At 69.1% G+C, this 12,880-nt stretch carries 10 protein-coding genes and 1 pseudogene; 6 read left to right on the forward strand and 5 right to left on the reverse strand.

From position 1 onward, the window contains the following. The first annotated feature begins 11 nt into the window (after positions 1-11). On the forward strand, positions 12-1,811 hold the full coding sequence (locus G6N07_RS11800; RefSeq protein WP_085191226.1) for an AMP-dependent synthetase/ligase: 1,800 nt from the start codon (positions 12-14) through the stop codon (positions 1,809-1,811). Here G6N07_RS11800 and G6N07_RS11805 read toward each other — a convergent pair. The 4 genes from G6N07_RS11805 to G6N07_RS19960 form a co-directional block, all read right to left on the reverse strand. After that, positions 1,808-2,935, reverse strand: coding sequence for a glycosyltransferase family 4 protein (locus G6N07_RS11805; RefSeq protein WP_085191228.1), 1,128 nt, complete (start codon positions 2,933-2,935; stop codon positions 1,808-1,810). The genes G6N07_RS11800 and G6N07_RS11805 overlap by 4 nt on opposite strands. 9 nt (positions 2,936-2,944) lie before the next feature. Then, positions 2,945-3,775 carry a peptidase gene (locus G6N07_RS11810; protein ID WP_085191230.1) on the reverse strand — a complete coding sequence of 277 codons (831 nt, stop codon included), beginning with the start codon at positions 3,773-3,775 and terminating at the stop codon, positions 2,945-2,947. A 5-nt stretch (positions 3,776-3,780) separates the two neighbouring features. Beyond that, on the reverse strand, positions 3,781-4,902 hold the full coding sequence (gene ripC, locus G6N07_RS11815) for a peptidoglycan hydrolase RipC (protein ID WP_085191232.1): 1,122 nt from the start codon (positions 4,900-4,902) through the stop codon (positions 3,781-3,783). Between the two features lie 151 nt (positions 4,903-5,053). Next, positions 5,054-5,347 carry a hypothetical protein gene (locus G6N07_RS19960; protein ID WP_085191234.1) on the reverse strand — a complete coding sequence of 98 codons (294 nt, stop codon included), beginning with the start codon at positions 5,345-5,347 and terminating at the stop codon, positions 5,054-5,056. Positions 5,348-5,467: 120 nt separating this feature from the next. Here G6N07_RS19960 and G6N07_RS11825 point away from each other — a divergent pair. Then, positions 5,468-7,267 (forward strand): annotated as a pseudogene (locus G6N07_RS11825) (DEDD exonuclease domain-containing protein); the annotation flags it as partial. Here G6N07_RS11825 and trpD read toward each other — a convergent pair. After that, positions 7,205-8,293 (reverse strand): anthranilate phosphoribosyltransferase, encoded by a 1,089-nt coding sequence (gene trpD / locus G6N07_RS11830; protein ID WP_235849777.1) that lies wholly within the window; start codon positions 8,291-8,293, stop codon positions 7,205-7,207. The pseudogene G6N07_RS11825 and the gene trpD overlap by 63 nt on opposite strands. A gap of 87 nt (positions 8,294-8,380) precedes the next feature. Here trpD and ctaE point away from each other — a divergent pair, with 87 nt between their 5' ends. The 4 genes from ctaE (at position 8,381) to qcrB (ending at position 12,856) form a co-directional block, all read left to right on the forward strand. Beyond that, positions 8,381-8,992, forward strand: a complete 612-nt coding sequence (ctaE, locus tag G6N07_RS11835) for an aa3-type cytochrome oxidase subunit III (protein ID WP_085191239.1) — start codon at positions 8,381-8,383, stop codon at positions 8,990-8,992. A 125-nt stretch (positions 8,993-9,117) separates the two neighbouring features. Next, positions 9,118-9,921 carry a cytochrome bc1 complex diheme cytochrome c subunit gene (gene qcrC, locus G6N07_RS11840; RefSeq protein ID WP_085191241.1) on the forward strand — a complete coding sequence of 268 codons (804 nt, stop codon included), beginning with the start codon at positions 9,118-9,120 and terminating at the stop codon, positions 9,919-9,921. Between the two features lie 11 nt (positions 9,922-9,932). Then, a complete protein-coding gene (gene qcrA, locus G6N07_RS11845) occupies positions 9,933-11,186 on the forward strand; it encodes a cytochrome bc1 complex Rieske iron-sulfur subunit (protein ID WP_085191430.1) in 1,254 nt (417 codons plus the stop codon). Further along, positions 11,183-12,856, forward strand: coding sequence for a cytochrome bc1 complex cytochrome b subunit (qcrB, locus tag G6N07_RS11850; RefSeq protein WP_085191243.1), 1,674 nt, complete (start codon positions 11,183-11,185; stop codon positions 12,854-12,856). The genes qcrA and qcrB overlap by 4 nt, the downstream gene beginning before the upstream one ends. Positions 12,857-12,880 lie beyond the last annotated feature (24 nt).

Here is a 12,880-nt window from a genome sequence, read left to right on the forward strand (position 1 = left end):
ACGCTGGATATGTGCCTGAGTTCAGTGTGCCCGCAACCTTCACGGTGGGTGAGCGCGACAGCGTCGTCAGTGCTGTCTTCGACCATGAGCGCGACGACCCCGGCCATGTCATCTTCCGCCGATTGGTCGACGGCGCCTGGACGGATGTGACGTGTGCCGAGGCTGCGGCCCAGATCCGTTCCACCGCGCTCGGTTTGATCGCGTCGGGCGTGCAGCCCGGTGATCGTGTCGCGTTGCTCTCGGCGACCCGCTACGAGTGGCCGATCATCGACTTCGCGATCCTAGCCGTCGGCGCGCTGACCGTCCCCGTCTACGAGACGTCATCAGCCGAGCAGGTCCGCTGGGTGCTCTCGGACTCGGGCGCGGTGCTGGTGATCGCGGAGAACGACGCCCACGCCGAGAAGATCGAACAGCTCCGGGGTGGGCTTCCCGAACTGCGCACGGTGCTGCGCATCGAAAGTTCGGGCGCCGGTGCGCTCCAGGCGCTGGCCGAGGCGGGCAGGGAGGTGGCGCCCGAGGAACTCGACAACCGGCTGGCCGGCATCCGGTCCGCCCAACCGGCCACCATGATCTACACCTCGGGCACCACCGGAAAGCCGAAGGGGTGCCAGCTCACCCACGCCAACCTGGTCTACGAGATCCGCGGCGCCAAGAGCTGCTTCGAGACTCAGCTCGCCAAGGGTGAGCGGATGCTGGTGTTCCTGCCGCTGGCTCACGTATTGGCCCGCGCCATCACCATCGCCGCGTTCGCCAACAAGGTCACTCTCGGTTTCACCAGCGACATCAAGAACCTCGTCCCGATGTTCGGCGTGTTCAAGCCGACGCTGGTGGTGTCGGTGCCGCGAGTGTTCGAGAAGGTCTACAACACCGCCGAGCAGAACGCCCGCAGCGACGGTAGAGGCCGCATCTTCGACGTCGCCGCCGCGACGGCGATCGAGTACAGCAACGCCATGGACTCCGGCGGGCCCGGGCTGCTGCTGCGCGCCAGGCACGCGCTGTTCGACCGCCTCGTCTACGGCAAGCTGCGCGCGGCACTCGGCGGCGAATGCCGCGCGGCGATCTCGGGTGGCGCACCGCTTGGCACTCGCCTCGGCCACTTCTATCGCGGCGTCGGGCTGACCATCTACGAGGGATACGGGCTGACCGAAACCAGCGCTGCGATCACCGTCAACCGGGTCGACGACATCAAGATCGGTTCGGTGGGCAAGCTGCTACCGGGCAACAGCATGCGGCTCGGCGACGACGGCGAGTTGCTGGTCTCCGGCGGTGTGGTGTTCAGCGGCTACTGGCGAAACGAGGATGAGACCGCGAAGGCCTTCACCGACGGCTGGTTCCACACCGGAGACCTCGGCGCGATCGACGATGAGGGATTCCTCACGATCATCGGCCGCAAGAAAGAAATCATCGTGACCGCCGGCGGCAAGAACGTGGCGCCGGCCATCCTGGAGGACCAGCTGCGGGCGCATCCGCTGATCAGCCAGGCGATGGCCGTCGGCGATGCCCGACCGTTCGTGGGTGCCTTGATCACGATCGACCCCGAGGCGTTCGAGGGCTGGAAACAGCGCAACGGTAAGGACAGCGGCGCCTCGGTCGGCGACCTCGCAACCGACCCGGATCTGGTGGCCGAGATCGACACCGCGGTCAAACAGGCCAACCAGGCGGTGTCGAGAGCCGAGGCTATCCGCAGGTTCCGCATCCTTCCGGTGGACTTCACCGAGGACAGCGGTGAGCTCACCCCGACGCTGAAGGTCAAACGCAACGTGGTCGCCGAGAAGTTCGCCGCCGACATCGAGGCGCTGTACAGCGGCTAGAGCAGTTCGGAGAGCCGGGCCGCGCGTGTAGGCCACTGCCACTTCTGCAGCGCCCACCGCCTGCCCTCGGCGCCCATCGCGGCGGCGCGCGCAGGATCGGCGAGCAGATCGCCGACCGCGGCGGCCACCGCACCGACGTCGGTGCCGTCGACGACCAGCCCGGTCTCACCGTTGCGGACGGTCTCCGGGGCACCGCCTGAGCGTCCCGCCACCACCGGCACACCGCTCGAGGAGGCCTCGAGATAGACGATGCCGAGCCCTTCCACGTCCAGGCCGGCGCCGCGGGTGCGGCACGGCATCGCGAATACGTCGGCCATCGCATGGTGAGCGGGCAGTTCCTCGCCGGGGACGCCGCCGGTGAACCGCACATGCTCCCCGACGCCGTGCTGTTGGGCGAGGCGTTGCAGCGTGCTGCGATACGGACCGCCGCCGACGACCACCAGCGCCGCGCCCGGCACTCGCCGCCGGAGCGCGGGCATCGCCTTGATCAGCGTGTCCTGTCCCTTGCGGGGCACAAGACGGGACAGGCAGACGACCACCGGGCGGTCCCCGAGGCCATAGCGGGTCCGCAGCTCCGCCCGCGCGGCCGGATCGGGGGTGAACCGGTCGGTGTCCACCCCGGGCGGGAGGTGTTCGAGCGCGGCGCGCGGTCCGAACGCGCCGGCGAACCGGGCGCGCGTGTAGCGGCTGACGAAGGTCACCACGTCGGTGGCTTCGCCGATGCGGCGCAGCGCCGTGCGTGCCACCGGCAGCATCGACCAGCCCACTTCGTGGCCGTGCGTGCTGGCGATCGCCCGGTCGGCGCCGGCCCGCCGGGCGACCGGCGTGAGCAGGGCCAGCGGCGCGGCCGCACCGAACCAGACGGTGTCGATGTCGTGGCTGACGACGAGGCCGCGCATCCGCCCGGCCACCGACGGTTCGGGCAGCATCAGGGTGCCGGGGTGGCGGACCACCTCGAACACGGCTGCGCGGTCGTAGTCCGCGGCGTTCTTCCACGCCGGGGCGTAAACGGTCACCTCGTGGGCACCCGCCGCCACCACATGGTCGACGAAAGCCTCGAGGTAGTTTTGGATGCCGCCGGGGCGGGGCGGAAAGTCGTTGGTCACCAGCAGGATTCGGGACATCGGAGCGGGCTAGCCCTGCCGCCACTGCCGCCAGCCGACCAGCACCTCATCGAGGTCGGATCCCAGCGTGTCTCGCACCGAGGTGGCCAGGTCATGGTGGCCGGGCCCGCACGCCCGCACATACAGCCCCCGCAACCGTTCGGGGCCGTAGCGATCGGCGACATAGGCGGCGAACCGCCACGCCCGGTCGTAGGCGAGCGAACGGGTGGGGCCTGGGGTGTCGAGTTCGCTGTCGGTGGGCAGGGCCGCTCTCGGATCGGGTGCCGCTGCCGCGTCGCGCGGGCGGGCGAGGTAGTCGGCGACGCCTTCGGTCAGCCAGCGCGGGGCATCGGCGGCGGTCTGCTCCCGCACCGCGTGGTGAAACATTTCGTGGCGCAGCACGGTGCGCAGGGATTCGTCGGTCATCGTGGCAGCCCCGGGGGCGAACACGATGCGGTCGGCGGTGGTCGCGGCCGCGATGTCGGCTCCGCCGCCGGCGAGTGCCGCGAACTGCGGGTCCGACCCCGTCGCGACGATGACGATCTCGCGTCGCCAGTCCGGTCCCCAGAAGTCGGTCACCGCGTCGACGGCGGCCGGGAGTTCGGCGACGACCCTGGAAAGCAGGGCAGCGCTGCGAGTACCGCCGAGTGGGACGAACTCCGCGCGGCGGCCGTCGGGCAGCTGTGTGGTGATGGTGGGGGGGCCGGTTGCCGTGGGCTGCGCGACGACGGCGTCGGCGGCGAGCGGCGGCGCGGCCGGCGGTTGCAACCGGGTGAGCAGCAGGACGGCGGAGAGAAACTCGGCCAGCAGCAGCGCGAGCAGTATCCGTCGGGGTCGGATGGAGCCGGGCCCGGTGGCCACGGGACCTAGTAGCGACGCACGTTGTGGATGGGCGCGTTGTGCACCGGAGCCACACGCACCGGGGTGCCGTAGGTCGACGCGTGAACCATCATCCCGTCGCCGATGTAGATGCCGACGTGCGAGGCGTCCGAGTAATAGGTGACGAGGTCACCGGGCTGCATCTGCTCCGTCGACACCAGCTGCCCCCCGCGGGCCAGCGCCTGGCTGGAATGCGGCAGCGAGACGCCCTCCTGCTGGAACGCCCACATCACCAGACCCGAGCAGTCGAATGCGTTCGGGCCGGATCCACCCCACGAGTACGGCGAACCGATACGGCTGAGCGCGGCCTGCACGGCGACGGCGCGGTTGGCTCCGACGGGCGCCGGTGGCGCGATGTCACCCGGCGGGATGGCCCCGGGCGGTGCGGCCAGCACACCGGGATCGTTGGTGGGAGGCACTGCAGCCGGCGGAGGCACCGCAGGCGCGGGCGGAAGCGCTGCCAGCGCCTCACGCTGGTTGGGCGTGAGCGCCTCGTACTGCGACTTGACGACGGCGATCTGGGTCTGCAGCCGGCTCTGCTTGTTCTGCAGATCGGCGCGGATCTGCGCGGCCTGCTCCGCGGCGGTCTTGGCGTCGGCGGCGGACCGCGCCGATGCCTGCTCGGCGGCGGCGGCCCGGGCGGTGGCGTCGCGGAAGCCCGCCATCCGTGCGGCCATCTCGCCCGCCATCGCCCGCTGCACCGAGAGCTGGTCGATGAACTGCTGCGGCGAGTCGGCGGTCAGGATCGCGCTCATCCCGTCGGTGCGACCGCCCATGTATTGGGTGGCCGCAACCTTGTTCACTGCCGACTGGAAGGTGGCCAGTTGGGCCTCGGCCTCATCGGCGGCGGCGAGGTCGGCGGCATGCTTGGCATCGGCGGCCTGCTGGGCGGCCAGCTTGTCGTTGAGCTCGAGCTGCGCCGAGTGCATGGCCTCGGTGGTCTGCTCGGCCTGCCGCGACAACTCGTTGAGCTTTGCCAGCGCATCGTCGGCTGGGTCGGCCAGCGCGCTGCCGGCCAGCACTGAACTGAACATGGCCAGAGCCGCTATCGCACTGACTGCGGGTCGCTTAAGAACACCAATGCCCCACTGCGCGCGAACGAGCCTCAAGATTTGCGTCCTTCAACTGGCGTAACGAGCCGCCTCGAACTGCTCTAAGGTCTCAGATAGGTTACGAAACGGCACCGGGGTTGTCCAACAGGAGGCCAAACTTAACAGGTGCCAATGGCCGATTTCTTCCGCTCTCTCCTCGCACGGCCCCTCAGGCAACGCCAGCATCGTTTTGCCGGTGAACTGGAACGAGCCGCAATCGCGGCGCCAATCCGCCTTCCGCCAGCGCTTCCAGTGCGCGACGTTCGTCGGCGAGCAACATGTCGGGAACCCCCAACAGCACACTGACGACACAGTCCCGACATCCCGGACCGCGCACCGCGCAGTCGTCGCAGTCGATGGTGACCGGCTCCGCCTCCACGCCCGGATCCGCCGAGCGGGGTTGGTGGCTTCGCGGTTGGTGGCTTCGCGGTTGGTGGCTTCGCGGTTGGTGACCCTGTGCCATGTGGCCGTCCTCTCGATCGGTGGTGCCCGCACGCTAGCGGCGCCCACCGACACGCCGGCCGACAACTCCGCGGCCGGGTGGCACCAGCGCGCTGTCGGTGCCGCTCCCTACGTTCCTCGCATGGGTCAGCGCAGCATCGGTGCCGTCGGGCACGCGGCCGAACAGCTGTCGTTCGACATGGAGTCGCTGTCGTTGCGCGACACCACGTTCGTGGTCGTGGACCTGGAGACCACCGGGGGTCGCGCCACGGGCGACCGTCCAGATGCGATCACCGAGATCGGCGCGGTGAAGGTCCGCGGCGGTGAGGTGCTCGGCGAGCTGGCCAGCCTCGTCGACCCCGGGCGCGCGATACCCCCGCAGATCGTCTCGCTGACCGGCATCACCACGGCGATGGTGTGCGCCGCGCCGCCCATCGAGTCGGTGCTGCCCGCATTCCTCGAATTCGCCCGCGGTGCGGTACTGGTGGCCCACAACGCCGGCTTCGACATCGGCTTCCTGCGGGCGGCGGCCCAACAGTGCCGGCTGACCTGGCCCCGCCCGCCTGTACTCTGCACGGTCAAGCTGGCGCGCCGCGTGCTGACCCGTGAAGAGGCACCCAGCGTGCGGCTGTCCGCACTCGCGCAGTTGTTCGGCGCCGAGACGACCCCGACCCACCGAGCCCTCGACGACGCCCGCGCCACGGTGGACGTGTTGCACGGGCTGATCGAGCGGATCGGCAACCAGGGCGTGCACAGCTACACCGACCTGCGCGCCTACCTGCCCGACGTCACGCCCGCGCAGCGCCGCAACCGACGCCTGGCCGACGGGCTGCCGCATCGGCCGGGGGTGTACCTGTTCCGGGGCCCCGGTGACGAGGTGCTCTACGTCGGCACCGCGGTGGACCTGCGCCGCCGTGTCGGGCAGTACTTCACCGGCGCCGATCCGAGGGCGCGGACGAAGGAGATGGCGTCGCTGGCCACCCGCGTCGACCACGTGGAGTGCGCCCACGAGCTCGAGGCGGGCGTGCGTGAGCTGCGCCTGCTGGCAGCGCACGCGCCGCCCTACAACCGGCGTTCCAAGTTCCCGCAGCGCTGGTGGTGGATCGTGCTGACCGATGAGGCGTTCCCGCGGTTCTCGGTCGTGCGCGCCCCCCGCCACGGTTCGGCGGTCGGACCTTTCCGGGCCCGCGGGGACGCGGTGCGGACCGCCGACGTGCTCGCCCGGTTCACCGGTGTCCGGACCTGCACCGCACGGCTCGCCCGCGCTGCGCGGCACGGGCCGGCCTGCGCCGAGCGCGAGCTGTCGCCGTGCCCGGCGCCGCGCGGCATCGACGCGGCGGCATATGCACCGGCCCCCCGCCGCGCCGCCGACCTCGTCGAGGGCCGCGACGACGCGCCGCTGGCCGCGGTGATCGGCGCGATCGCCGAGCTGGCCGCCGCCGATCGCTACGAGTCCGCCGCGCGGCTGCGCGACCACGCCGCCACCGGCATCGAGGTGCTATGGCGCGGGCAGCGACTGCGCGCGCTGGCCGGCCAGACCGAGCTGGTCGCGGCCCGCCCCGACAGCGGCGGGTGGGATCTCGCCGTCGTACGGCACGGGCGTCTGGCCGCCGCCGGCTGCGCGCGTCGCGGGGTGCCGCCGATGCCGGTCGTCGACGCCTTGACCGCCGCGGCGCAGACGGTGCTGCCCGAGCCCGCCCCGCTGGGCGGTGCGCTGGTCGAGGAGACCGCGCTCATCGCCCGCTGGCTCACCACCCCCGGGGTGCGGATCGTGCGATGCGAACCCGGCTACGCCACACCGATCGGCGCGGCGGGTCGCTGGCTGGGGTGGGCGGATACCGCCCGCTCGGCACGCCTGGCCGCCGAACAGGCAAACCGCTCAGAGCTTCTGGGTGAACCGCACCCAACGCGCGAGCAGCTTTTCGGCCGCTCCGGAGTCGATGGTCTCGGCGGCACGGGTCAGTCCCGCCTCCCAGGCCGGCACCCATTTGGCGTCACTGGATAGTCCGGCGTGCGCGACCAAGGCGCCGGCGGCGTTGAGGACCACCGCATCGCGCACGGCGCCCTCGGCGCCGCCGAGCACCGCCCGTACCTCGGCGGCGTTGTGTTCGGCGTCGCCGCCGACGAGTTCGGACAGCTGGGCCCGTTGGAACCCGAAGGCCGCCGGGTCGAACGTCAACCGCTCCACGGTGCCGGCCTGCACGCGCCAGATCGTGCTCGTGGTGGTCGTGGTCAGCTCGTCGAGGCCGTCGTCGCCGTGCACCACCAGCACGCTGGAGTTGCGCGAGGCGTAGACCCCGGCCATCACCTCTGCGAGCTCCCCCCATGCGCACCCGATCAGCCCGGCGCGCGGCCGTGCGGGGTTGGTCAGCGGCCCGAGCAGGTTGAACACCGTCGGCACGCCGAGCTCACGACGCACCACCGAGGCGTGTTTGTACGACGGGTGGAAGTGGTTGGCGAACGCGAAACCGATACCGACCTCGGCGACCGAGGCCGCCACCTGATCGGGACCGAGGTCGATCCGGACGCCGAGCGCCTCGAGGGTGTCAGCCCCGCCGGACAGCGACGACGCGGCGCGGTTGCCGTGCTTCATCACCGGTACGCCCGCGGCGGCCACCACGATCGCCGCCATCGTGGACAGGTTCACGGTGTTGGCGCCGTCGCCTCCGGTGCCGACGATGTCGACCGTCTCGGTGCCGATGGTCTCGGTCGGGATGCGGCGCGCGTGCTTGAGCATAACGTCGGCCAGTTCGGTGACTTCCGCGGACGTCGGGCGCTTCAGTTTCATCGCCACCGCGAATCCCGCGATCTGGGCCGGGGTGGCCGCGCCAGTCATGATCTGGTCCATCGCCCAGCCCGCTTGCCCTGTCACCAGATTCTGTCCGGTGGTCAACCGCCCCAGGATCGACGGCCACGTGGGAGTATCAGTCACGCGCCGATGTTCCCACGGCCGCCGAGAACTTCCCAGAGGTCCGCCCGTTCGTCGCGAACGACACTTATGACGAATAGGCGACCCGGGTGGAGTTCGACAACTACAAAGCGTCATACTTTCGGTGTGACGAGTGCTGTTGGGACCTCGGGAACCGCGATCACTTCGCGCGTGCATTCGCTGAACAGGCCGAATATGGTCAGTGTCGGCACCATCGTGTGGCTTTCCAGTGAACTCATGTTCTTTGCTGGCCTGTTCGCGATGTACTTCACCGCACGCGCCCAGGCAGGCGGCGAGTGGCCGCCCCCGCCGACCGAACTCAACCTGGCGTTGGCGGTACCCGTCACGCTGGTGCTGATCGCGTCGTCGTTCACCTGCCAGATGGGTGTGTTCGCCGCCGAGCGTGGTGACGTCTTCGGCCTGCGCCGCTGGTACGTCGCGACCTTCCTGATGGGTCTGTTCTTCGTGCTGGGCCAGGGTTACGAGTACCTCAACCTCGTGCACGAGGGCACCACGATCGCCGGCAGCGCCTACGGCTCGGTGTTCTACATCACCACCGGATTCCACGGTCTGCACGTGATCGGCGGTCTGGTCGCGTTCGTGTTCCTGCTCGCGCGCACCAAGATGAGCAAGTTCACCCCGGCACAGGCAACCGCGGCGATCGTCGTGTCGTACTACTGGCACTTCGTCGACATCGTGTGGATCGCGCTGTTCGCGACCATCTACTTCGTCCGATGAGCTCGGGTCCGATGAGCTCGAGTCCGATGAGCTCGAGTCCGATGAGCTCGAGTCCGATGAGCTCGGGTCCGATGAGCTCGAGTCCGATGAGCTCACAGGGTCTTCAGCCGACGAGAAGGGGTTCGATGATCAGCAAGTCCCGCCGACGGTTTCGCCGGCGCCTGTCGGCCGCGGTGCTGCTGCTGGTCGGACTTGGTGTCGCGGGCGGTGTCGCCGCCACGCTGACGCCGGCACCGCAGGTGGCGGTGGCCGACGAGTCGCAGTCGGCGCTGCTGCGCACCGGCAAAGAGCTCTACGACATGTCCTGTGTGACTTGCCACGGCAGCAACCTGCAGGGCGTGCCCGACCGTGGGCCGAGCCTGATCGGTGTCGGCGAGGCGGCGGTGTACTTCCAGGTCTCGACCGGCCGCATGCCCGCACGCCGCAACGAGGCCCAGGCACCGGACAAGCCGGCTGTCTTCGACGAGGCGCAGACCGATGCGCTCGGCGCCTACGTGCAGGCCAACGGTGGCGGCCCCGTCGTCCCCCGCGACGAGAACGGCGAGATCGCCAACGAGTCGCTGATCGGTGACAACGTCGCCCGTGGCGGTGACCTGTTCCGGCTGAATTGCGCGTCGTGCCACAACTTCACCGGCCGGGGCGGCGCCCTGTCGTCGGGAAAGTACGCACCTGAAATCAAAGCTTCCCCCGCCCAGGTATACACCGCGATGCAGACCGGTCCGCAGAACATGCCCAAGTTTTCCGACCGCCAGCTGTCACCGGAGGAGAAGCGCGACATCGTCGCCTATGTGGAGGAATCGCGGAAGACACCGCCGCCCGGCGGTTACGGGCTCGGCGGATTCGGGCCGACGTCCGAAGGCATGGCGGCATGGATCATCGGCATGGTGGCCGTCATCGGCGCGGCTCTGTGGATCGGGGCACGCGCGTGAATGACGAACGGATGGATGACGAACTGAGCGACGACGAACGCCGGGCAGCTGCCAACACGCCCGCTGATGCGCCCAAGGGCACCGACGCACCCGGCCACGCCGGCGTGCCGGGCCAGCCCACCGATGCCGAACTGGCGACCATGTCACGTGAGGAGCTCGTCGAACTCGGTGGCAAGCTCGACGGCGTCGAGACCGTATTCAAGGAGCCGCGCTGGCCGGTCCCGGGCACACGCGCCGAGAAGCGTGCGGAGCGTTCGGTCGCGACGTGGCTGCTGATCGGCGGCGTGTCCGGCCTGGTTCTGCTGCTGGTCTTCCTGTTCTGGCCGTGGGAGTACCAGCCCTACGGCTCCGAAAACGAGTTCCTGTACTCGCTCACGACACCGCTATACGGGTTGTTCTTCGGACTGTCGATCCTCGCGATCGGGATCGGCGCGGTGCTCTACCAGAAGCGGTTCATCCCCGAGGAGATCTCGATCCAGGACCGCCACGACGGTGCCTCACCCGAGATCCAACGCAAGACGGTCGCGGCTAACCTGACCGACGCCCTCGAGGGTTCGACGATCCGGCGTCGCAAGATGATCGGTCTGTCGCTCGGCGTCGGGCTCGGCGCGTTCGGCCTCGGCACGGCGGTGGCGTTCATCGGCGGCCTGATCAAGAACCCCTGGAAACCGGTGGTGCCGACCGCCGAGGGCGCCAAGGCGGTGCTGTGGACCTCGGATTGGACGCCGCGTTTCCAGGGCGAGACCATCTACCTCGCCCGGGCCACCGGCAACACCGGGCATGGTTCGGCATTCGCCAAGATCCGGCCGGAGGATCTCGACGCAGGAGGCATGGAGACCGTCTATCCATGGCGTGATTCGGACGGTGACGGTACGACGGTCGAATCGCACCACCGGCTCAACGCGATCCTCATGGGGGTGCGTAATCCCGTGATACTGATCCGTCTTCGGCCCGAGGACATGCAGAAGGTGGTCAAGCGTCAGGGCCAGGAGAGCTTCAACTTCGGCGAGTTGTTCGCCTATACGAAGATCTGCTCGCACCTGGGTTGCCCCGCGTCGCTCTACGAGCAGCAGACCAACCGGATTCTCTGCCCCTGCCACCAGTCGCAGTTCGACGCGCTGCACTTCGCGAGACCGATATTCGGTCCGGCGGCGCGCGCCCTCGCACAGCTACCCATCACCATTGACCAGGACGGATACCTGGTCGCCAACGGCGACTTCCCCGAGCCCGTCGGGCCTGCATTCTGGGAACGGAAGACAACATGAGTGCACAGAGTGGTTCCAAGATGGCCGCCCGGCTTGCCGCCCAGGGTGAGGCGATCGATTCGCGCTACCACCCGTCGGCGGCCGTCCGCCGGCAGCTGAACAAGGTCTTCCCCACCCACTGGTCGTTCCTGCTGGGTGAGATCGCCTTGTACAGCTTCATCGTCCTGCTGATCACCGGCACGTGGCTGACCCTGTTCTTCGACCCGTCGATGTCCGAGGTCGTCTACGACGGTGTGTACCAGCCGCTGCGCGGCATCACGATGTCGCGAGCCTACGAAACCACCCTCGACATCAGCTTCGAGGTGCGCGGCGGCCTGTTCGTCCGGCAGATCCACCACTGGGCGGCGCTGCTGTTCGCAGCGTCGATCATGGTCCACCTGGCCCGCATCTTCTTCACCGGCGCGTTCCGGCGACCGCGTGAAGCCAACTGGGTGATCGGCGCGCTGCTGCTGATCCTGGCCATGTTCGAGGGCTTCTTCGGCTACTCGCTGCCCGACGACCTGCTGTCCGGCACCGGCCTGCGGGCGGCCCTGTCCGGGATCACCATGGGCATCCCGGTGGTCGGCACCTGGATGCACTGGGCCATGTTCGGTGGCGACTTCCCCGGCACGATCATCATCCCGCGGCTCTATGCGCTGCACATCCTGCTGATCCCGGGCATCATGCTCGCGCTCATTGCCGCGCACCTGGCGCTGGTGTGGTTCCAGAAGCACACCCAGTTCCCCGGTCCCGGTCGCACCGAGAAGAACGTCGTCGGCGTACGTGTGATGCCGGTGTTCGCGGTGAAGTCCGGCGCGTTCTTCGCGGTGACCGTCGGTGTCCTCGGCCTGATGGGCGGACTGCTGCAGATCAATCCGATCTGGGCTCTCGGCCCGTACAAGCCTTCTCAGGTGTCGGCGGGCAGCCAACCCGACTTTTACATGATGTGGACCGACGGCCTGCTCCGGATCTGGCCGCCATGGGAGTTCTACATCGGCGACTACACCATCCCGCAGCCGGTGTGGATCGCGGTGCTGATGGGCCTGATCCTCGGATTGCTGACGGTGTATCCGTTCCTGGAGAAGCGGCTCACCGGGGACGACGCCCACCACAACCTGTTGCAGCGTCCGCGTGACGCTCCGGTCCGCACGGCGATCGGCGCGATGGCGATCTCTTTCTACCTGTTGATGACGCTCGTATGCATGAACGACATCATCGCGCTCAAGTTCCAGATCTCCCTCAATGCGACGACGTGGATCGGCCGGATCGGCATGGTGGTGCTGCCGGCGATCGTGTACTTCGTCGCCTATCGCTGGGCGGTGTCGTTGCAGCGCAGCGACCGTGAGGTGCTCGAGCACGGTATCGAGACAGGGATCATCAAGCGGCTGCCGCACGGTGCGTACATCGAGCTGCACCAACCGCTCGGACCGGTCGACGAGCACGGCCATCCGATTCCGCTGGAGTACCAGGGCGCTCCGCTGCCCAAGCGGATGAACAAGCTGGGGCTCGGCGGAGCGCCGGGCAGCGGCAGCTTCCTGTTCGCCGACCCGATCGTCGAGCACGAGGCGCTGACCGAGGCGGCGCACGCCTCGCACCGCCGGGCGCTGACCGCTCTGCAGGCTCGGCAGGGCGCCAACGGTTCCACCGACGGTGACGGCGACGGCGACGGTTCGGCGAACGGTCACCACTAGAGTCCGACGACGACACGGCCGCTG

This window comes from Mycolicibacterium doricum (assembly GCF_010728155.1).
Classification (GTDB): Bacteria; Actinomycetota; Actinomycetes; order Mycobacteriales; family Mycobacteriaceae; genus Mycobacterium; species Mycobacterium doricum.